The following is a 22,167-nucleotide window of genomic DNA, read 5'->3' on the forward strand; positions in this document are numbered from 1 at the left end:
TTGCCGATACAGGCTACTCTGGCTGGTGCGGATAGTTACCCGAGCCAGACTCCTGCACGCACATCAACTGGCAATATGAAGTTGATTAACGTGCAGGAAATCGTACAGATCTACCATCGCTAGTGAGCCATTGACTAAAGCCTGCAAATCCAGCAATTCGTCAAAAGAGAAAACCGACACAGTGTCATACGAGCCAGGTAGACGAGCCAGGTAGACACAACAATAGTTGCTGGGAAAATGCCTGGCCGTGTGGCCGTTCCGAAACGTTCACCAGGTGATTTACCTTGCGGGCTAATTGCCGTAAGCGCTCGTGACAAAGCCAAATCTGGGTTTCACCGAAATCAAGCCAGAATCCACCACTACGACGACAAACTGTAGCCTGCCCGTAACAACTTTGAAAGAGAGGTTCTTTTCGTTGGTTCATACTGGGTTAGTTTAGAAGAAACAGTAACTTCAGGAGCCGATCCAGTTCACATAGCTGTCCTGTTTTATCCAATTGTTAGTTAATGGATTCGTAAGCTCTCGCTAAGCTTGTGATCAACAAAGTTGCTTGGCCTAGCAGGGTTTTTAACTCTAAAAGTTCAACATGGGTCAATGGGCCAAACAGTGTAAACATGGCTGTAGTGGGTGATACCATTCTGCTATCCGGTTGGTTGGGTGGCATTGAAACAGGAATAAGGTCAATGCTCAATGCAGAATGATAAAGAAGGTGAAACTGTTCAGCGGTGAGTAGCCGGTGTATAGAGCCAAAGCGGAAAGCATACTGAAATTCGGCATCGTTGTGGAGTACAACCTCCCCATGCTGTGTTTTGGCCAGTTGTAAAGGGCATTTCATCCAGTTATTCATGATTACCAGGTTTTGTGCCTGAGCGGGCGACTGATGTGAGCGTTAATCCGAAACAGCAGCCGCCACGCTTAGGGCTTGAGGTACTCAATCGAGTTTTATTGAAGAACTGAAACGTATTTAGTTCCGAGTTTTTTCAGGACTTCCTGCTAGGGTACAATTACACTAGCATCCCTCAGTAATTGCTTTAAGCCAGATAGCTCACAAGCAAAAAGCTAAATCTGAGGTTGGTCGAAGGCATTAAAAACTGAATACGTGGTTGATGTGGATTCCAGTGGACTACGGTTATTCGATCAAGCTGGGCAGAAAATAAATCACACCCGCTTAATTCCTTACAAACGTAATTCTTGTTTATATTCATTCCAAATAATTGCCTTATTTATTTAGAAAAAATCTAAATAATTTAATGGGGTTACGCAAAGCTGGAAAAGCTTATGAACCATGTCAACTTTTATAGAGTAATGAGGTGTGCTAGCAGATAACATGGGCGACAAAGGGTCTTCCCAGTCGGCAACTAACTTCCATTCCTTAAGGACGATCTACACCTCAAAAAGTATAACTGACTTAGTAGCTGCTTCAAGCTTATAATTACCCTGATCAGATGAAATTAGCTTTTACCCGTATAGTTCTAGCCGTATTGATTGTATCCGGCAGTCGTTCACTTCTGGCACAACCGCTTTCCCTAACAATCACGAAACGATACCTCAATCTGCCGGTCTCCCAAACTCAAACTAGGGGAACGATGCAGTTCCTGATCAATAACAAACAGGAGCGCTCGTTTAAGATACGCCTGGCGGCCGATAAGCCCGACTATTGGGTGTTTTGCGATATGGCTGCTCTTCAGGGGAAAACCATCACCATTAATTACGATGGCAAGTTAGACGGATTGAGTAAAATTTATCAGGACGATAAAATTGCGGGTCAGGATTCGCTGTATACCGAAACGAACCGTCCGCAATACCACTTCTCAACCCGCCGGGGCTGGATCAACGACCCGAATGGACTGATTTTCTATGAAGGGGAGTACCATCTTTTTTATCAGCATAACCCCTACGAACGGGAATGGGAAAACATGTCCTGGGGGCATGCAGTAAGCAAGGATATGATCCATTGGGAGGAACTGCCAACTGCTCTGTCGCCCGATAGTATGGGAACCATGTTTTCGGGCTCAACCGTAATCGACTACGACAATACCGCTGGATTTAACAAAGGGAGCATACCCGCCATGATTGCCTTTTTTACCGTTGATAATCCGGAAAAACAAGTTCAGTGCATGGCGTATAGTTTGGATAAAGGCCGTACCTGGACAAAATATGACCGCAACCCGCTGATTGATTCGAAAGCGAAATGGAACAGCAAGGATACTCGTGATCCACGGGTGTTTTGGTATAAGCCAGGCAAGCATTGGGTAATGGTTCTGAACGAACGGGACGGGCATTCGATTTATACCTCAAAAAACCTGAAGGAATGGACGTATGCGAGCCATGTGACGGGTTTTTGGGAATGCCCTGATTTATTCGAATTACCCATAGATGGCGATAAAAGTAAGACGAAATGGGTTATGTATGGGGCATCAACTACGTATATGATCGGCTCATTCGATGGGAAAACCTTCACACCCGAATCGGGAAAACACTACTATACAACCGGCACCATCTATGCGGCACAAACTTTTGCCAATATGCCCGAACGTGATCCCCGACGCATTCAGATTGGCTGGGGCCGGGTTCCGCAGCCCGGAATGCCCTTTAACCACATGATGCTTCTACCCACTGAACTCAGGCTTCATACAACCAAAAATGGCCTGCGATTGAGTAGCGTACCGGTCAAGGAAACGGAACAACTCGTTGAACCAATTCTGCACGGGGCGTCTCTGAGCGCCGATGATGCCAATCAGAAATTGAAATCGTTTAATCAGCTCGACCAGTTCAGGATAAAAACAACCGTTAAACTGTCGCATGCAACCAGTGCGGGCTTGTCTCTTTTCGGCCAGCGAATACTCGACTACGATCTGAATGCCAACTTGATAAATAAGGTCTTCTATTCGCCGGAAAACATGAGCAGTATGGAGCTTATGGCCGATATTTATGTGGACCGAACCTCCATAGAAGTCTTCATTGATGGTGGGGCTTACTCGTATTCGATGGAAAGAAAGCCTGTCTCAGGCAATAAAGAAGGTCTATTGTTTTGGGGGAATCGAATTGATGTTAAGGACTTTACGCTGTATAAGGTCAAGTCGATCTGGAAGTAGAAGGTGCTTCAGAAGAAACCATAGAATTTATCTTATAAGCCTAAACGTTACGTACATGAAAGCGCTTTCTCTGCTTTGCCTTTTGGTCTTTACCCCATTATTGCTTTGGGGCCAACCAACCGAATCGTATCCGGTTCATCCCGATGCCCAGCCTCAGGAGGGTGTTCCCAAAGGCGAAGTACTCAAATTTACGTTTGAAACCTCTACAATCTTTCCGGGTACCTGGCGTGAGTACTGGGTGTATGTACCTGCCCAATACAAGCCCTCTCAGCCCGCCTGCGTTTATATAAATCAGGACGGTATTCAGTGGCAGGCCCCGGCCGTTTTTGATAATTTGATTCATAAAAAAGAAATGCCCGTTACCATTGGCGTATTCGTTATGCATGGGCGGGTTAAAGCAGCTAATCCAGACGCTGCGCTCGATCGGTTCAATCGTAGTTTTGAATATGATGGATTGGGCGATAATTATGCCCGTTTCCTGCTGGACGAACTTTTGCCCGACGTAGAAACCAGAAAAACGACTGACGGACGAGCGATACGCCTATCTAAAAATGGTAACGATCGCGCCATTGGCGGATCAAGCAGCGGGGCGGTTTGTGCATTCACCGCGGCCTGGGAACGCCCGGACGCCTTTAGTCGGGTATTCAGTACGATTGGTACATACGTTGGGTTACGCGGGGCCGATCAGGAACATACATTGGTCCGTAAAACGGAGCCTAAACCACTCCGTATTTTTCTACAAGATGGTACTAACGACCTCAATATCTACGCTGGCGACTGGTGGATGGCGAACCAGACGATGGAACGCGCGCTCATATTTTCGGGCTATGAGGTACAGCACGTCTGGGGAGAAGGGGCTCACAATGGCAAACATGGAACGGCTATTTTTCCCGATGCCATGCGTTATCTGTGGAAAGGGTGGCCCGAGCCTGTAAAAACAGGGACTTCTAAAAATCAGATGCTTACGGATATTTTACTGCCCAATGCAGGCTGGCAACTGGTTGGCGAAGGTTATCGACGCGCCGAAGGACTTAGTGCCAACGCCAAAGGCGAGGTATTTTTTTCGGATGGGTCGGATGGAAAACTATGGAAGGTAGGCCTGGATGATAAACTAAGCCGGGATGATGGTAAAACTAGCTCGGTCGCCAACGGACTCAAGGGGAATTTCAGTGTTGTAGCCAGCAATGGAAACGGGTACCTCACCAGCCCGGCTCAGCATGCCAACGAGCCGAGTAGCGTGTGGCTGATTCAACCCAATGGCAAAAAGAGCAAGGTCGATACGGGTCTTATGTCGGCCACGGGCGTGACGCTTTCACCCGATCAAACGCTGTTATATGTGGCCGACAATCGCTCGCATTGGGTCTATAGTTTTTCAATCAAGCCGGATGGCACGCTGGCTAATAAGCAGAAATATTACTGGCTTCACGCACCAGATACCGCCGATGATGCAGGGGCAAATGGCCTTAAAACGGACCGCGACGGGCGGTTATACGTTGCCTCGCGATTGGGGATTCAGGTATGCGATCAGGCAGGTCGGGTCAATGCCATCCTGCCTATTCCCAACAGAAACGTATCCAACATCTGCTTTGGCGGATCGAATTTCGATATACTCTACGCAACTTGCGGTGATAAGGTGTACAAACGTAAACTACATGTCAAAGGCGCCAATGCCTGGGAAGCACCCAATAAACCTACTGCGCCAAGGTTATAAGTATTTAAGCAGGTTTGGATTCTGTTGGAACGGGAGTAGCCTGGACGTCCACGTCCGGGTAGAACAAATACTCCCGTTCTCGCTTGGCTTTGCGCCGAGTGAGGGGTATTGGTTTAAGGGCCTCTGGCCCGTTTCTGTCGCAATTCACCGGCCAGAGGCCGTTGAAAATATAATTCTCACTCGGCAAAGCCAAGCGAGAACGGAGAACGGAAGTAGTCTGGACGTCCACGTCCGGGTAGAACAAATACTGATTTATTAGCCCGGACGTGGACGTCCAGACTACTTTTCTCCATAACAAAAATGATTGATCTCAGACATACCAGACAAAAGGCAGGACTCCTTATTATACTGTTCTTTATTGTCGGAACTGCCTTCTCGCAGTCCGTTACCAACGGTGGGAAACAGCCATTGCGCTTATTTCTGATTGGTAATAGTTTTTCGCAAAACGCAACGAAATACCTGCCGCAACTAAGCAAAGAGGGTGGCCATGACCTGGTGATTGGGCGTGCCGAAATTGGTGGTAGCTCCCTACAGCGGCACTGGAACCATGCCGAAGCAGCAGAACGGAATCCCGATGACCCCGAGGGGAAACCCTATGGCGGAAAATCGTTGAAGATGCTCTTGTCAGACGGCGTCTGGGATGTGGTTACCATTCAGCAGGCTTCCATCCTTTCCGGCGATGTGGAAACGTATCGACCCTACGCTCGTAAGTTGTATGAGTACGTGAAAAAACTACAGCCTCGGGCTAACGTAGTCTTTCATCAGACCTGGGCGTACCGGGCCGATTCAAAGGATTTTAGTCAAATTTCGAAAGGAGATTCGGCAAAGAGTGCACAGGAAATGTGGGAGAAATCAAGAGCGGCCTATCACACGATTGCGAACGAGCTGGGGATTCCGGTCATTCCCAATGGCGATGCTTTTTATCAGATGAATGCGAAGAAGAAATGGGCGTACCAGGCGGATAATACCGTTGATTTCCGTCAGCTTCAAGCGCCAAACCTGCCAGACCAAACGCATTCCCTGCATATGGGGTATCGCTGGGATAACGGGAAACTGGCCTTTGATTCGCACCATGCGAACGACGCGGGTTGCTACTTAGGGGCTTTGGTATGGTATGGGTTTCTGTATAACGAATCACCAGTTAAACTGACATTTAGTCCCGAAGGGGTTGATCCGGCTTTTGCTAAACAGTTACGGAAAACAGCCTGGGCAACCGTTAAAAAGGAGAAAAAGAAAGAGTAAGACCGTACCCGTATTCTCTTCTTTATAGAGCACATCCGAAAGGTATAGTTCGGAGTGAAAATAGATATGGCGTATGGTGTATCTGACACCGCCAACCAAATCGAAACCCTCTTGACGTTGACTAAAAAAGTATGAGAAAGATTAAGGCCACGCTTGGGTATAGTTTATTGGTGTTCCTTTTCCTCCCCTTCGGATTGGCCATTGCTCAGAATAAACCACAAGTTGGTACTGAATCGACAAATGCCCCGTTTGAGCTTAAAAATGGCGATCGAGTGGTGTTCCTGGGAAACTCACTCTTCGAAAATGATTTTCAATACGGTTATCTGGAATTAGCCCTCACCACCCGTTGGCCCGATCGGGACGTTACCTACCGAAATCTTGGCTGGACTGGCGACAACGTATATGGTATAGCCCGCAGCACGATTACTAACCCACCTACGGGCTATGACTTGCTGATGGAACACATTACCAAAGCGCAGCCAACGCTGGTTTTTGTGGCGTATGGCGGTATTGAAGCGCAGGATGGAGAGGCTGGTCTGCCCAGTTTTACCGAAGGCTTAGGCAAGCTGCTCGACAAAATTGATCAGCTAGGTGCCCAAGCAATTCTGTTGTCACCCATTCCAATCCTGGCCGCTGATTCCGTCCAGAGCCTGACGAAGCGCAATGCCATGCTGGAAGTCTATGCATCGGCTATTGCAAAAATGGCTTCTGCGCGTGGTAAACGCTATATCGACATGTTTAAGCCGATTCAGGAGATCAGTAAACAAACGCCACTGACCGATAACGGTATTCACCTGAACGAAACCGGCTACTATCAGTTGGCCATGATTCTGGAACGAAGCCTGGGACTAGGACCCCGAACGGCTCCCATCTCGATCAGCACCTCAAAACAGGCCGCGGAGACTTCGGGACCGGCTAAGCTGCTGGGCGCTGGCAATACGAACGAAAACCTGCGCTTCACCATCGACGAACGCTACCTTCCGCTCCCAACGCCAGCAGACGCAAAAGGGCTACCCGATCAGGCACAGCTGCTTAAACTAACGGGCTTGAAAAAGGGGTTCTATACGCTCACCGCCGATAACGAGGAACTAGTAACCGCTTCGGCGAAACAATGGGAGGAAGGCGTTGCGATCCGGCAGGGCAGTAATTTTGAACAGGTGCGTGAACTCCGGCAGATGATCCTGAAAAAGAATGAGCTGTTTTTCTTCCAGTATCGCCCACTAAACACGACCTATATTCTTGGATTTCGCTCCTATGAGCAGGGCCGTCATGTGAAAGGCCTCGAAGAACAAAGTATTCTCATTAAGTGGCTGGAAGGACAGATTGCCGTAGCCCGCAAGCCCAAATCCAGCGTGTATCAACTTTCCTTTTTGAAGTAGTATGAACGTAATAAGTAGACTTATCCTGTTTTCTGTCGTTCTGCTGAGTGCCTCGGCCATCAACCAGGATAATCGAAAAGACAATCCCGACCCCGACCCGAAGCGTGAACTGGAGTCATTCAAGATTGCTGATGGGTTTGAAGTGACCCTGTTTGCCGCTGAACCGCTGGTTGCCAAGCCCATTCAAATGAACTGGGATGCCGACGGCCGCTTGTGGGTAGTAAGTAGCACCGCGTACCCGCACCTGAAAACGGGCGAAACGGCGAACGACAAAATCTTTGTTCTGGAAGATACCGATGGCGATGGCAAGGCCGACAAATCGACCATTTTTGCCGAAGGCTTGTTAACGCCCACGGGAATCCTGCCGGGCGATGGCGGTGTGTATGTAGCTAACTCAACCGAAATCCTGCATTTTATGGATACGGATGGCGATGGGAAAGCCGACAAAAAGTGCCGGATTTTAAACGGATTCGGTACTGCGGATACCCACCACCTGATTCACACCTTCCGTTGGGGACCCGAAGGGCTGCTGTATTTCAACCAGTCTATTTATATCTATAGCCACGTGGAAACCCCGTCGGGGATTAAACGACTGGAAGGGGGTGGCGTTTGGCAATTGAATCCCAAACACCTCGAATTGGATATCTACGCTAAAGGTCTGGTCAATCCGTGGGGATTGCAGTTTGACCGTTGGGGGCAAACCTTCCTGACCGATGGAGCCGGTTTCGAAGGGATCAATTATGCGTTTCCGGGGGCTACGTTTCTCACCTCGCCGGGTGCCGCCCGCATTCTCAGGGGCTTAAATCCGGGACAGCCCAAACACAGCGGACTGGAAATGATTTCGGGTCGGCATTTGCCGGAATCCTGGCAGGGGAGCGTCATTACCAACGACTTCCGGGCCAATCGGATTAACCGATTTAAGCTGGAAGAGCAGGGGAGTGGGTACGCGTCCAAGCAGATGGAGGATCTGATGTGGACGGATAATGTCGCATTTCGTCCCGTCGATATATCCGTTGGGCCGGATGGAGCCATTTACGTAGCCGACTGGTATAACCCAATCATTCAGCACGGCGAAGTAGATTTTCACGACCCGCGCCGGGATCAGCAGCACGGTCGTATCTGGCGAATTGTTGCTAAAAATCGCCCGTTGGTCAAAAAGCCCGCGTTAACGAAAGCCAGTGTTCCCGATCTGTTAGACGCCCTAAAGCTACCCGAAGACTGGACCCGTGGGCAGGCGAAACAGGTCTTGAAAGCGCGTGGTGCTACCGACGTAATTCCAGCACTTCAGAAATGGGTTCAGGAACTGGACAAAACGAACCCCGACTACGAACATAATCTGCTGGAAGCTCTTTGGCTCTATCAAACGCTTGAGGTGGTGAACGAACCGCTTTTGCTACGGTTGCTGAATGCCGAAAACCATAAAGCACGGGCTGCGGCCTTACGTGCCCTGGAGTTATGGTATCCTAAGCTATCCAACGTACCGGCACTGCTTACCAAGGCGGTAGCAGATAAACATCCACAGGTACGGATGGAGGCCGTTATTGCGCTACGAAACGTAAAAACGCCCGATGCTGTCCGGACGGCTTTATCGGTGTTGGACAATCCAATGGACGAGTTCCTGGATTATGCGCTCTGGCAAACCGTTCGCGAAGGAGAACCCCTATGGGCAAGCCGCCTGAAAACCGATCCCAACTTCTTTGGCGATGCCCGCAAAACCGTTTTCGCACTGAAATCGGTGAGCAGCCCGGAAGCGGTGACGCAGTTGAGGCAACTGTATCAGCAGGGTAAAGTGCCGGAAGACTACAGGAAGGACGTGCTCGGGTCAATAGCGAAGTTCGGCAGTGCGGCTGACATGGGCGGTCTGTTTGGAAAAGAGATACAGGTTAAAAGCAGTACGGCTAACGAGCTTGCTATGGTACTCAGTACGCTGGAAGAAGCCGCCCGTCGGGGTGTCAAACCAGCCGGACAACTGGACCGAATTACGGACTTTATCGACAGCGACGACGAAGCCGTAGCAACAAGCGCCATTCGATTGATCGGCTTATGGCATCTGGACGAGTTGACCGGAACGCTGGTAGGATTGGCCCAAAAGAGTGATAAAAGCGTTCAGAAAGCCGCGCTGGGCGCATTGGCAACGTTAAAGACCGATAAAGCCAAAGCCTCGCTGATTAGCCTGACAACAGCTAAAAATCCAGTCGAATTACGACTGGCGGCTGCCTCGCAACTTGTTTCGGTAAATGCCACGGAGGCCGCCCGGATCAGTGCTGACCTGTTACGAACCGTACTGGAACAAACCGATGTAACTGATTTGCTCAAAGCCTTTTTAACCAGCAAACAAGGGGTACAGGCGCTTGCCGACGAACTGACGGCCCGAAAAATACCCGAAAAAATGGCCATCGCCAGTCGGCAGATTATGCAGCGCAGTGTGCCCTTTAATCGACGGAACAGCGACGATGTTAAGCTATTGGCAAAGGCGTTGGAAGCCTCTGGTGGGGTTTTGCCCATTGAAAAAATGCCGCAGGAACTTACGGCCCAGGAGATAACCAGCCTGGCTAAAACGGTAAAAGAGACCGCCGATCCGGTGAAAGGTGAACTGGTATTCCGAAAGAGCAACCTGACCTGTCTGACCTGCCACGCCATTGGTGGAGCCGGGGGGCGCATTGGACCCGATCTAAGCAGTCTTGGTACAAGCTCACCCATCGAAACCATCACCCGGTCCATTCTTTACCCAAACCTGTCCATCAAAGAAGGCTACGAGCTACAACGGCTGGTGAAAAAAGATGGAAGCGAACAACTGGGCTATCTGGTTAGCAACGGCACGTCTGAACTGGTGATACGTGACGTATCAGGTTTAGAGGTTTCCATCCCTAAAAGTCAGGTCAACAGCATTGAAAAAGTACCAGGTTCACTGATGCCTGCTGGATTAACGGCCAGTTTGGATAAAGAAGAGTTTATCAACCTGTTAGGCTTCCTCTCCAAAATGGGCGAATCGGGCAAGTTTCGGGTACCCACCGCCCGTTTTATTCGTCGCTGGAACACCGTTTCGGGCACAAAAGAACTGGCCCGGAAGCTCAAAGAGGAAGGCGTGGGCACTGTTGTGAAGGAGTCGACCAAACTAGCACTACAACCCGCCTACAGTAAAGTTTCGGGTGATTTGCCCATTGATGAACTGCCCGTAATCGTTACAAACGCGAACAAACCGTACAGCATTGTTCGGTTTGACATTGAAGTAGTTAGCAAGGGAAATGTAAGTCTGGCGCTGAACGCAACGGCAGGGCTAACCGTCTGGGTGGATCAAAAGCCAGTCAAACTAACGAACAATGGCCTGCTGGCCGATCTGGCACAAGGGATTCACACCTTCACGGTGGCTATTGACAGATCGGTGCATAAAGACGATCCACTGAGTATTCAGTTACAGGATGCGGAGAGCTCTCCTGCGCAAACAAGGCTGGTTATGGGACGGTAATTGTCTGGGCCATCAGGCAATGGCCAGCCGGAAATAGAATGCGGCCCCTGGAGTTACCTCCGCGTGCAACCCGATCTGGCCACCCATCGACTGAATAAACTCTTTGGAAATGGCTAGTCCTAAGCCCGTTCCACTAAAGGGGCCATTCAGCCCTGGCGCTTTAAAATAGCGCTCAAAAACGCGGTCGCGGTGTTCTTCCCGAAGGCCGGGGCCGTAATCGCGTACGGTAAATTCAACCTGATCGTTCAGTTGTTGAGCTGTAATATCGATAGATGCCTGTTCCGGGCTATGCCGTATTGCATTCGACAGGAAATTGATCAGGACCCAGGAAGCTTTGTCGGAGTCGGCTTTCACGGCGGGTAAATCGGTGGGCAGGTTCAGGGCAAACCTGATCTGTTTCTGCTCGGCCTGCGTTCGGAGTGCGCTGGTGGCTACCCGGACCAGTTCGGCCGGGTTGGTAGCCTGAATCTGGAGCTGAATTTGTCCTGATTCCACCTGGGCCATATTCAGCAACTCGCCGGTTAATCGTAATAGCCGGTCGGCGTTTTCCTCTACATGGTTCACCATTTCCTGTTGCTCGCTATTCAGGGTGCCTAATCGTTTGTCGGCCAGGAGTTTCAGGCTCATTTTGATGGCCGAAATAGGCGTTTTTAATTCATGGGAAACTGTGGCGATAAAATTCGTTTTGGCCAGATCCAGTTCTTTGTAGGAGGTAATGTTGAGCAGCATAATTACGTAACCCGCCTGCACCGTCTGGGTTTCGCCGGTGGGGGTTACCTCTACTGCGTGAATCTCCTTGGTAAAATAACTTTCCTTCCCTTTTCCATTCAGGCCGGGATCATAGATTTTCAACAGATCGCCCCCTGTTTCAGACCGTAGCAGGTCGGGTGCAGGCTGGGCGTGAAGTGCAGCCGAGTCGGGCATAATGTCCTGAATAAGCGCCCGTAACAAATCGTTGGAGGTGGCTACATCGGGGGCGTATTGGCCGATGAGCCGATTTCGTTCTACACCCAGCAAGCGCTCGGCTACCGGATTGATAAACAGAATCCGACGTTTCTCATCCAGACCGATGATGCCTTCACTCATGATCTCCACCAGCGTATCGATCCGTTTCTTCTCAAACAGCACCCTGGCCAGATTGGAGTGTTCGTATTCATCCAGCTTCTGCGCCATGGAATTAAAAGAGCGGGCCAGTTCGCCAAATTCGTCACTGGAGCTAAAATGCAATCGCTCCTCAAAATTGCGGCTGGCAATCTGTTTGATACCGCGCGTTAACTCTCGAAGCGGACCCGCAATGTAACTGGGAATGTTAATGACGAAAGAGAAAACAATCAAAAAACAGAACGTACCGATACTGCCCAGCCAGAGCAACGCATCCTTTGCCGTTTGTTCGGCTGTTTTACTTTTTCGGACAATGGCCTGTCGGTTTACATCATCGATGGCAAACAGATGCATTCGGATACGGTTGATGGTGGCTAGATCGGTAGCGCCCGCCCGTAGCCGAGTGAACTCCCGACGTACAGCTCTGGTGGCCTGAGATTCGCCTACTTCCGTGAGATTAGCTTCCTGTTTTTTTAAGCTTGACTCAAAATCAGCCAGCGCATCGGGGTCGTCGAGCGTGGTTAAGGCTTTCTGCATAGTGCTGACGAACTCCAGCGAGATGTAATTATCCTTCAAAATTGCCCTGGAGTCTTCTGCCAACTGATTCAGGTAAAACGCTCCTAATCCGCCCAGCATCATAATAATGCTAAAGAGAAAGACCAGTGAGAGTGATATTTTGGTTCTGAGCGTCATTGTTACGAAAGAATAATAAGGTCTGTATCCGACTCAGAAAGCCGGTTGAGGAGCTGATTGAAAGCAAATGTGCGCAGAATAATCTGAATCAGGTTGAAATGGGGTTTACCAATGCAGACCGTTGTTACGTTCCGTTTTTCAACCTCCTCCATGATGCAGTTTACCACATTGTCGCCCCTGGCCTGAATCACTTCCGCCCCTAATTCTGTTGCCAGTTTCAGGTTGTTGATCAAATGGCGCTGAACATCCAACCGAATGCGATCCGGAGATTCGGCGGGTGTTTGCACGTACAGCACATACCAGCGGGAGTTAAAATAAGCCGCCAGCCGCGCTGTTTTGCGAATGACCCGCCGGGCAATGTCGGGGTTCGAGCTGATGCTGGCCAGGAACCGTTCGGGCTTGGTCTGTACGTTCGGTGGGAGCGAGGTTTCAATTTTTCGTTCGACGGCGGTGGCTACTTCCCGCAGGGCCAGTTCGCGCAGTTGCAGGATTTTCTCGGCCTGAAAAAAATTGGTCAGCGCCGTGGCCACCTTCGCCTGATCGTAGATTTTTCCTTCTTTAAGCCGGTTGATTAACTCATCGGCAGTCAGGTCAATATTCACCACTTCATCGGCCAGGTGCAGCACCCGGTCGGGCACCCGCTCGGTTACGTCGATGCCCGTTATCTGGTGAACATCATCGTACAAGCTTTCAATATGCTGAATATTAACCGCCGAAATGACGTTGATGCCCGCATCCAGAATTTCCAGTACATCCTGCCAGCGTTTTTCATTTTTAGAGCCGGGGATGTTGGTATGCGCCAGCTCATCCACAATGGCCAGCTCCGGGTGTATATTAATGACGGCCTGCACATCCATCTCGGCTAACTCGCGACCCTTGTAAAATAACGTTCGTCGGGGAATGATGGGTAGTCCGTCAATCAGGGCATGTGTTTCTGCCCGATTATGGGTTTCGATAAAGCCAATCTTTACATCGATGCCACTTTTCAACAGCGCATGGGCTTCCTGTAACATGCGGTAGGACTTGCCGACGCCCGCACTCATACCAATATAAATTTTGAACTTACCCCGCCTGGACTCTTTAATGAGCCGGAGGAAGTGGTCGGCGGATTGATCGCGGTCGTCGGGTTGCATAGTAGTAGGTGGCCGTATTTATGTACCCAAGGGCTTATTAAGTTGAAAAATTTAAACGCCGAAATGAATTAGTCGCTCTACCCCCCACCCCCTAAAAGGCAGGCCGTTAAGTGCTGAATTTTCTTTACTTAATCAGCCTCTTTTATTGTCTTATTTTACCCCCCACCCCCTAAAGGGCAGGGCTGTTAAGTTCTGGACCTCAACGCCGAAGGCGTGTTATGATTATAACAAAACGTAAATTCAATTTCATTCAGAACCCTGAAAGGGTGAAATAATGTCACCCTTTCAGGGTTCTGAATGGATCATTTCTCCATTCTCTATAATCCTTTCATCCCTTCGGGATTAGAACTTAACAGCCCTGCCCTAAAGGGGGAGAAAATCCACTTCGGAGTACTCCCCCTTCAGGGGGGGGTAATGGACAGGCGTTTAAAAAGTTAATTTCACTAATCTAAATTCAGCACTTAACAGCCCTGCCCTTTAGGGGGTGGACAGTTACTGAAATCAAAATGGCGATTCTTTGATACAAATCAATTAGACCGTATTTAAAATAGAACACGGGCTGAAGCCCGTGGGTACAGCCAAATCACTTAAAAACTAATGGCCAAACTCGTAGTTAGGGATGCATTGGTTTTACTCAATCCATTTTCCTTTTCAAAAATGGCGTCTTTGCTGTTATAAACCTTGCCTTCGATTCTGAAAAGCGCATTGGGCAAAATGGCATAATCATAGTTCAGCGAGTAGCCGAGCGTTTGGAAACCATTGGCCGTACCCGTACTGATGATAACCCCGTTTTTGTCATTGTAGTACTCAACCCGTCCTGCCACATAACTTTTATCGCTGGTAGCGAACCGGGCAATGACCACGGGCGAATACCAGACATAACTGCCCGTGCCTACCCGGTTTCCAGTTTGACCAATTGGCTTCCGATCGGCCCCAATGTCGAAGCCCAGAATCACCCCAAATTTTCCAGTCGGGTTAATGATGGCGTAAAAGTTATTGAAGAACCGTCCCTGCTTCAGCGAATCTGGCCGGTCGGAGCCGATGAACGTACTCCAGTTCAGCGTTACCTTCGGTGAAGGGCGATACTGCACTTGCGTACTTACGGCAGGGCCGCTGTAACCGGGCAATTTTGCTATCCGCTGCCAGCCATTCAACACCGATCCCAATAACGTCCATTTTCCATTGGCTGTGTTATACGTCAGCTTGGCACCAGATAGGTAGTACGGTGAGTTTTCGGCCAGAATGCTGCGAGTCAGCGTCCAGCAGTCTTTCGAGATGGCGCTTTCGAAGCCAATGTGCGAGGAGAATATACCCGCATCGAGCCACAGATCTTTCGTTTTGCTGAGTTTGACACCTGCGTTGGCTTCGTAGATATTTTTCATTAATCCCTGCTCGGCTGCATAATTGTATTGCGCATAGGTACCGACTTGAATAGCCAGATTGGCGCGAACACGTTCGCTGGCATAAGCACCTTTCAGGAACGCCAGATTAACGTTTACTTCGCGATTTCGCTTGTGGTTGTACAAAAAGCCGGGACGTTCCTGACTGGTTTTCGGTGCCGTAAAGTCGTGACTATAATAGGCTTCGATATAACCCGATACGGTTAGCCCTGAACTGGGCACAGCGGTTTTGGTCGTGTCGGTAATCTGCGCCATCGATGCGGTGATAACACCAGCCACAAAGGCCGATGTGGTTAAAACTCGTTTCATGTTTATGGTTTTGTTGTATTCGGTTTTGTTTTCATTCCTGCGGCTGGTTTATGTGGTGTCAGATGCTTTCATCTGACACGGATAGGTTTCTTAAAACCTAATCACTCACTATCAATAGGTTTTGAGAAACCTATCTGTGTCGGTTAAAAGTAACCGACACCACTAGCACCGCACGACCAGCAGGAGTTTTGGATTTATTGTTTAAAAATGTCCGCCTGGGTAAAATACTCGGCAATAGGGCCAATGGCTAATGCGGGAAAGAAACACAATGCCCCGATGATAATAATAACAGCCGTTAACAAGAGCCCGAATGTCCACGACTCCGTGGGGAGTACGCCTGAGGTGGGTGGTATGTAATTCTTCTCGAACAGTATTCCGGCAATGGCCAGTGGCCCGATGATCGGAATGAATCGCCCGCCCACCATGACAATCGCCGTCGATACATTCCAGAAGGGCGTGTTATCGCCTAGTCCCTCAAACCCCGACCCGTTGCCAGCCGCCGACGAAACGAATTCATAGAGCATCGTCGTGAAGCCGTGAAAGTTCCCGTTACTCAGCCAGCCGATGTCCGGATTGGCATTCTGAATGGCTACGGCAATACCGGTCGCGCCGAGGTAGAGCAGGGGCATCATCACAACCACAAATGATGCAATCTGGATTTCCGGGATCCCCACTTTCTTGCCCAACAGTTCGGGCGTTCGACCGATCATCAGACTGCCAATAAAAATGGCGATGATGATATAGAGAAACATGTAGAGAAAACCAGTTCCAACGCCCCCGTAGAAGGCATCGACCTGCATGCCCAGCAGCATGAACACGCCTGAGAGCGGGGTATAGCTGTCGTGCATGGAGGTGAGTGTGCCGGCCGGAATCACCACGTTTACGCCACACCAAAAGGCGGATGCCAGCGTGCCAAACCGCATTTCCTTCCCTTCCAGGCTCCCTCCCGACTGGTCGATGCCCATCTGGTTAATGGCTGCATTGCCCGCCAGTTCCTGCTGAATGGTCGGGATGGTCAGGGCTAACCAGCAGCCGGTCATAATCGTGAACAGAATGACGGCTAACTTCCGCCGGTTCAGAAAATAACCGACGAAAAAGACAAACGCCAGCGGCAGTAGAAAGACGTTGAGCAAGTTAATGATATAACTAACGAACGACGGATTCTCAAACGGATGGGCCGTATTGGTGCCGAAAAATCCACCCCCATTAGAGCCCAGATGTTTAATGGGCAACATGGCCGCTACTGGCCCGTTGGCCACTGTTTGCTCAGCACCCTCCAGGGTTTTAATGATAGAGTACGGCTCAAACGTCATTGGAACCCCTGTCAGCATGAGCAACATCGCACCCAGCAATGATAACGGCAGAAACACCCGCGTGATCGACAGGACAAAATCCTGATAGAAATTCCCCACGCTGGTACTGGCTTTATCCTGCAACGACCGCACGACGGCTACTCCAACCGCCAGGCTCGTTCCCGCCGATACGAACTGCAAAAACGTCAGCACCGCCATCTGGGTAAAATAGGTAGCGCCACTTTCGCCCGAGTAGTGCTGTAAGTTCGTGCTGGTCAGAAAACTGATGGCTGTATTCAACGCGAGTGTCCATTCCATCGAGGGTATTCCTTCCTGATTCCAGAGTGGAATACCGGCCTGGGTCATCAACAGTATGAAGGCATATGCCAGCCATAACCCGTTGATGGTAAGCAGTGACACGGCATATTGCCGCCAGGTCATCGATTTATTGGGATCAATGCCACCGATCCGGTAAACCAGCGTTTCCAAGGGAGCCAGAAAATCGAACGCATTCCGTTCTCCGTTAAACACCCGGCTCAGGTAGCGTCCAAGTAAAATGGCTACACCAAGGGCCAGGCCAAAAATCAGGCTGAGCCCAATACGTTGCGTAATCATAGTGATGATTAAAAACCCCTCAGCCGGGTTTTCGACTAGACCGAGGGGCAAGCCATTACTTCAGTTGATCGAGTGCCACATTCAGGGCTAACACATTGACTTTGGCAGGACCGAAAATGCCTAACAATGGGCCTTCTGTTTGCTGATCGACCAACTGCGTAAGTAGTTCGGTAGAGATACCACGGACTTTCGCAATCCGGGCCACCTGAATGGTAGCCCCGGCGGGCGAGAGATCCGGGTCAAGACCCGAACCGGATGCCGTTACCAATTCAGCCGGAATATCGGCTTTGTTAACCCCTGGATTGTGTACCAGAAAGGTGTCGATACGAGCCTGCACGGCTTTCAAATAATCGGGGTTAGATGGGCCCTTGTTAGAACCCGCCGACCCGGCTGCGTTGTACTCTACCGCCGAAGGGCGACTGTTGAAATAGCGATCTTCCGTGAATTTCTGGCCAATCAGCTTATAGCCAACGACTTTGCCATTGACGGTAACAGTCTCTCCTTTGCCGCCACCGGGGGCTAACGTGGCAATACCGGCCACAACCAAGGGATAAATAACGACTAGTAATACCAGCATGACCAGGGTGAGTCGAATGGCTGGTCCAATGTGAGTTTTCATGATTTTGTTGTTGTGTTGTTATACAAATAGTCCGACGACCAGATCAATCAGTTTAATGCCAATGAAGGGGGCAACAATGCCGCCCAGACCATAGATGAACAGGTTCCGGCGAAGCAGGGCCGACGCGCCAATTGGTTTGTACTCCACACCCCGTAAGGCCAGCGGAATCAGCATCGGGATGATGATCGCGTTGAAAACTACGGCCGATAGAATCGCAGATTCAGGCGAGTGTAAGCCCATGATGTTCAGCGCTTGCAGCGCCGGAATCGACAGCGTGAACAGAGCCGGTACAATGGCAAAGTATTTGGCTACGTCGTTGGCGATCGAGAAGGTCGTCAGGGTACCCCGCGTGATTAACAACTGCTTCCCAATTTCAACCACTTCGATCAGTTTCGTGGGGTCGTTGTCCAGGTCCACCATGTTACCGGCTTCTTTAGCGGCTTGCGTTCCCGAGTTCATCGCGACACCTACATCGGCCTGGGCCAGCGCGGGGGCATCGTTTGTACCGTCGCCCATCATGGCTACCAGCTTGCCACCGGTTTGTTCATGCCGGATGTAGTTCATTTTGTCTTCGGGTTTGGCTTCGGCGATGTAATCATCGACGCCCGCTTTCTCAGCAATGAACTTGGCCGTCAGGGGATTGTCGCCCGTGACCATCACGGTTTTAACGCCCATTTTTCGTAGCCGGTCAAAGCGTTCGGCAATGCCGGGCTTGATAATGTCCTGCAATTCAATGACGCCTTTGACTACCTCGTTTTCCGAGACCACCAGCGGTGTTCCACCGTTAGCCGCAATCTTCTTCGCCTGCTCTTCGGTCTCGGAAGGGAATAGGTTTCCGGCCCGCGTCACAATGTTCCGAATAGAATCCGTGGCCCCTTTCCGAATCCGTACCATCGAGCCATTTTTGCCCGTTGGCATATCAATGCCCGAGGAACGAGTTTCGGCGGTGAACTTGATCAGCGTTGAGCCTTCCGTTGAGAGCCGGGTGGTTACTTTCGGTCCTGCCAGTTCGACGATGGATTTTCCTTCCGGAGTTTCGTCGGCCAGTGAACTTAGCGCCGAGGCACGGATCATGTCATCTATTGCAATGCCCGGTGCAGGGTAAAAGCTCGTTGCTTTTCGGTTCCCAATGGTAATTGTTCCCGTTTTGTCCAGCAGTAGGGTATCAATATCACCCGCTGTTTCCACCGCACGGCCTGATTTGGCAATGACGTTCGCCCGCAGGGCCCGATCCATACCGGCAATCCCGATGGCAGATAACAGCCCACCAATGGTGGTTGGAATCAGACAAACGAAGAGCGAGATCAACGCGGCAATCGTAATGGGCGTATTGGCATAGTCGGCAAAGGGTTTGAGCACAATGCAGACGATGATAAAAATCAGCGTAAAGCCTGCCAGTAAAATGGTCAGTGCGATCTCATTGGGCGTTTTCTGCCGGGTAGCCCCTTCCACCAGCGCAATCATTTTGTCTAGAAAGGATTCGCCGGGTTGGGTGGTTACCTGTACCTTAATCCGATCCGACAGCACTTTCGTACCACCCGTTACAGACGACTTATCCCCCCCCGCTTCCCGAATCACCGGGGCCGATTCGCCCGTAATGGCCGATTCGTCGATGGTGGCCAGACCCTCGATGATTTCGCCATCGGAGGGGATAATGTCGCCCGGTTCGCAGAGAAACACATCGCCTTTAACTAGTTGAGCCGATGAAATGAGCTGTACTTCACTTGTGTACATATTGCCCACAGAGCGAATGACTTTAGCGGGTGTTTCCTGACGGGTTTTGCGGAGCGATTCGGCCTGTGCTTTGCCCCGTGCTTCGGCAATAGCTTCGGCGAAGTTGGCGAATAGTACCGTGATGAGCAGAACCAGGGTAATAATGCTATTATACACCAGCGATCCCTGCGTCGTATCGCCCGAAAGTGCGATGTAAATCGTTACGAACACCATAATGAGGGTGCCAATTTCGACGGTAAACATCACCGGATTCTTGATCAGGATGGCCGGATTTAATTTGATAAATGACTCCCGAATGGCCGTTCCAACAAGCTCACGCTGGAACAAACTAGGGGAGGATGATTGCTTTGCCATTTTTGTTAACTTTGAAAAAATGTGATTCGTTATGACAGTTGAACAGGTGGCCTTAGAGAGTACTTTTCAGGAAATGGGCTATACGTCGATGGCAGATTATGCCGTGAAGAAAGCCCGTGAAGAGCTGCTGCGAGAACTAAAAATCAGTTTAGAGGCCGTAGACAGGTTCGAGAAAAAATACGGTATGGGCTACATTGAATTTGCTGCGAAGTTTAATGAACTGACCCAGTTTGGGCTGTTTGAACGCGAGGATGATAGTATGGATTGGCGGGCCGAGCTAGAGGTGATTCGCACTGCCAGTCAACTCACTTCAGACTAAAATATTCGGCCAGTGGTCCCAGCGCGAGGGCCGGGAAGAACGACAGAGCCGTGATAATGAAGATGACGGCGAAAATCATCAGGCCAAACGTGGGTGTATCGACCGGTAGCGTCCCCGAGGATTCAGGAACGTACTTCTTCCGGGCCAGCAGACCCGCAATAGCCACCGGACCAATGATGGGAATGAACCGCCCCAGAATCAGGACGATACCCGTTGAGAAGTTCCAGAAGAAGTTGTTGTCTCCCAGGCCTTCGAAGCCTGAGCCGTTATTCGCGTTGGCCGATGTGAACTCGTACAGCATCTCCGAAAATCCGTGAAAGCCAGGGTTGTTGAGCCAGGCCGAGGGCTGCACGGCCCAGGCGGCATCGCCATGATTGATAAACAGCCAGGTTGCCAGGGCTGTACCCCCTTTTACCAGCAACGTGCTCAGTAAGGCCACAATCGACGCGATCTTGATCTCCCGCGCTTCTACTTTTCGCCCAAACAGTTCGGGCGTTCGGCCCACCATCAGTCCCGAAATAAATACGGCGATGATCAGGAAATAATAGAAGTTCAACAGACCCGCACCGACACCGCCGTAAAAGGCATTGACCATCATCCCCAGCAGTTCCATCATCCCCGACATCGCCATCGACGAGTCGTGCATGGAGTTGACTGAGCCAGTCGAAATAATGGTTGTGGCAATGCTCCAGTAGGCCGAGGCCAGGGGGCCAAACCGCACTTCCTTGCCTTCCATAGCTCCCGTTGGCTGCACAATGCCCATGTGGGCAATGGCCGGGTTGCCACCCAGTTCGCTAAAGATCGTTGGGATGACCAGGATCAGAAACCCGATGGTCATCACCGCGTAAATCACCCAGGCAAACCGTTTGCGGTTGATGAAGAAGCCCAGCGCAAAGATCATGGCGATTGGAATCAGCATCTGCGCAATCATTTCGACCATATTGGTCAGGTAGTTCGGGTTCTCCAGTGGGTGGGCGGAGTTGGCTCCGAACCAGCCTCCACCATTGGTGCCCAGGTGTTTAATCGCGATCATAGCCGCGGCTGGCCCGCGCGAAACCCCAACCGTATCGCCCTGCATGCTCACAATCGTATCTTTCCCGTCGAAGCTGGTCGGCGTGCCGTTGAAAGCCAGAATGAGGGCAATCACGAGGGAGCCGGGTAACAGCAAACGCGTGATCGAGCGGGTGAACAGGACGTAGAAATTGCCGACCGTTTCGGTCATCTTCGGCATGAACGACCTGAACAACAGTACCGCTGCGGCAATCCCGGTGGCCGCCGAGGTGAACATCAGAAACATCATCACCGCCAGTTGCGTCAGGTACGTTGCCCCCGACTCACCTGAGTAATGTTGCAGGTCGCAGTTGACCATGAAACTGATGGCCGTGTTAAAGGCCAGATCGGGAGTCTGCGAGGGGTTGCCATCGGGGTTGAGGGGTAAACTTCCCTGGGTCAGGAGCAGTACAAACGCCAGCACCAGCCAAACCAGGTTAATGGTCAGCAGGGCGGCTAAATTCTGTTTCCAGGTCAGGTCGACGGTTTCGTCAACACCGCCGATGCGGTAAATGAGCCGTTCCAGCGGCTTCATAAAGTCGAACGCGGTGGGTTCGCCTTTAAATACGTTAGCAAGATACTTGCCCAGCGGAATTGCCAGCAGGACCGTGAGCCCATACATGACGATAACGCCTATCCATTCGGTTGTCATTGT

15 protein-coding genes are annotated in these 22,167 nt (G+C 50.6%); 6 read left to right on the top strand and 9 right to left on the bottom strand.

Translation table 11 applies throughout. The features are described 5' to 3' along the window. Positions 1–184: 184 nt before the first annotated feature. Complete coding sequence (locus tag ACYVGO_RS14940; RefSeq protein WP_460969956.1) at positions 185–424, bottom strand: hypothetical protein; 240 nt, start codon at positions 422–424, stop codon at positions 185–187. A gap of 75 nt (positions 425–499) precedes the next feature. Next, positions 500–847, bottom strand: coding sequence for a hypothetical protein (locus ACYVGO_RS14945; protein ID WP_460969957.1), 348 nt, complete (start codon positions 845–847; stop codon positions 500–502). Positions 848–1,445: 598 nt separating this feature from the next. Between ACYVGO_RS14945 and ACYVGO_RS14950 the strand changes: the two genes are divergently transcribed. From ACYVGO_RS14950 to ACYVGO_RS14970, 5 genes are all read left to right on the top strand, one after another. Continuing rightward, the gene (locus tag ACYVGO_RS14950; protein ID WP_460969958.1) at positions 1,446–3,095 is read left to right on the top strand and encodes a DUF4980 domain-containing protein; all 1,650 of its coding nucleotides are present in this window, start codon (positions 1,446–1,448) and stop codon (positions 3,093–3,095) included. A 55-nt stretch (positions 3,096–3,150) separates the two neighbouring features. Then, entirely contained in the window at positions 3,151–4,806 is a 1,656-nt protein-coding gene (locus tag ACYVGO_RS14955; RefSeq protein ID WP_460969959.1) for an SMP-30/gluconolactonase/LRE family protein, read from the top strand. Between the two features lie 300 nt (positions 4,807–5,106). Beyond that, complete coding sequence (locus ACYVGO_RS14960; RefSeq protein ID WP_460969960.1) at positions 5,107–6,048, top strand: DUF4886 domain-containing protein; 942 nt, start codon at positions 5,107–5,109, stop codon at positions 6,046–6,048. Between the two features lie 131 nt (positions 6,049–6,179). Continuing rightward, a complete protein-coding gene (locus ACYVGO_RS14965; RefSeq protein ID WP_460969961.1) occupies positions 6,180–7,427 on the top strand; it encodes a GDSL-type esterase/lipase family protein in 1,248 nt (415 codons plus the stop codon). Position 7,428: 1 nt separating this feature from the next. Then, complete coding sequence (locus ACYVGO_RS14970) at positions 7,429–10,893, top strand: PVC-type heme-binding CxxCH protein (RefSeq protein WP_460969962.1); 3,465 nt, start codon at positions 7,429–7,431, stop codon at positions 10,891–10,893. Positions 10,894–10,905: 12 nt separating this feature from the next. Here ACYVGO_RS14970 and ACYVGO_RS14975 read toward each other — a convergent pair whose 3' ends face one another. The 6 genes from ACYVGO_RS14975 to kdpB form a co-directional block, all read right to left on the bottom strand. After that, positions 10,906–12,687, bottom strand: coding sequence for a sensor histidine kinase (locus ACYVGO_RS14975; protein ID WP_460969963.1), 1,782 nt, complete (start codon positions 12,685–12,687; stop codon positions 10,906–10,908). Positions 12,688–12,689: 2 nt separating this feature from the next. Next, entirely contained in the window at positions 12,690–13,820 is a 1,131-nt protein-coding gene (locus ACYVGO_RS14980) for a sensor protein KdpD (protein WP_460969964.1), read from the bottom strand. Positions 13,821–14,407: 587 nt separating this feature from the next. Further along, positions 14,408–15,529 carry a porin gene (locus ACYVGO_RS14985; RefSeq protein WP_460969965.1) on the bottom strand — a complete coding sequence of 374 codons (1,122 nt, stop codon included), beginning with the start codon at positions 15,527–15,529 and terminating at the stop codon, positions 14,408–14,410. Positions 15,530–15,723: 194 nt separating this feature from the next. Further along, a complete protein-coding gene (kdpA, locus tag ACYVGO_RS14990; protein WP_460969966.1) occupies positions 15,724–17,436 on the bottom strand; it encodes a potassium-transporting ATPase subunit KdpA in 1,713 nt (570 codons plus the stop codon). A 55-nt stretch (positions 17,437–17,491) separates the two neighbouring features. Beyond that, positions 17,492–18,055 (bottom strand): K(+)-transporting ATPase subunit C, encoded by a 564-nt coding sequence (locus ACYVGO_RS14995; protein ID WP_460969967.1) that lies wholly within the window; start codon positions 18,053–18,055, stop codon positions 17,492–17,494. An 18-nt stretch (positions 18,056–18,073) separates the two neighbouring features. Continuing rightward, the gene (gene kdpB / locus ACYVGO_RS15000; protein WP_460969968.1) at positions 18,074–20,143 is read right to left on the bottom strand and encodes a potassium-transporting ATPase subunit KdpB; all 2,070 of its coding nucleotides are present in this window, start codon (positions 20,141–20,143) and stop codon (positions 18,074–18,076) included. Between the two features lie 31 nt (positions 20,144–20,174). Here kdpB and ACYVGO_RS15005 point away from each other — a divergent pair, with 31 nt between their 5' ends. Next, positions 20,175–20,462: a hypothetical protein gene (locus ACYVGO_RS15005; RefSeq protein ID WP_460969969.1), complete on the top strand. Its 288-nt coding sequence runs from the start codon at positions 20,175–20,177 to the stop codon at positions 20,460–20,462. Here the strand turns inward: ACYVGO_RS15005 and kdpA (ACYVGO_RS15010) are convergent. Further along, positions 20,449–22,164 carry a potassium-transporting ATPase subunit KdpA gene (kdpA, locus tag ACYVGO_RS15010; protein ID WP_460969971.1) on the bottom strand — a complete coding sequence of 572 codons (1,716 nt, stop codon included), beginning with the start codon at positions 22,162–22,164 and terminating at the stop codon, positions 20,449–20,451. The genes ACYVGO_RS15005 and kdpA (ACYVGO_RS15010) overlap by 14 nt on opposite strands. Positions 22,165–22,167 lie beyond the last annotated feature (3 nt).

The organism is Spirosoma migulaei, assembly GCF_054776855.1.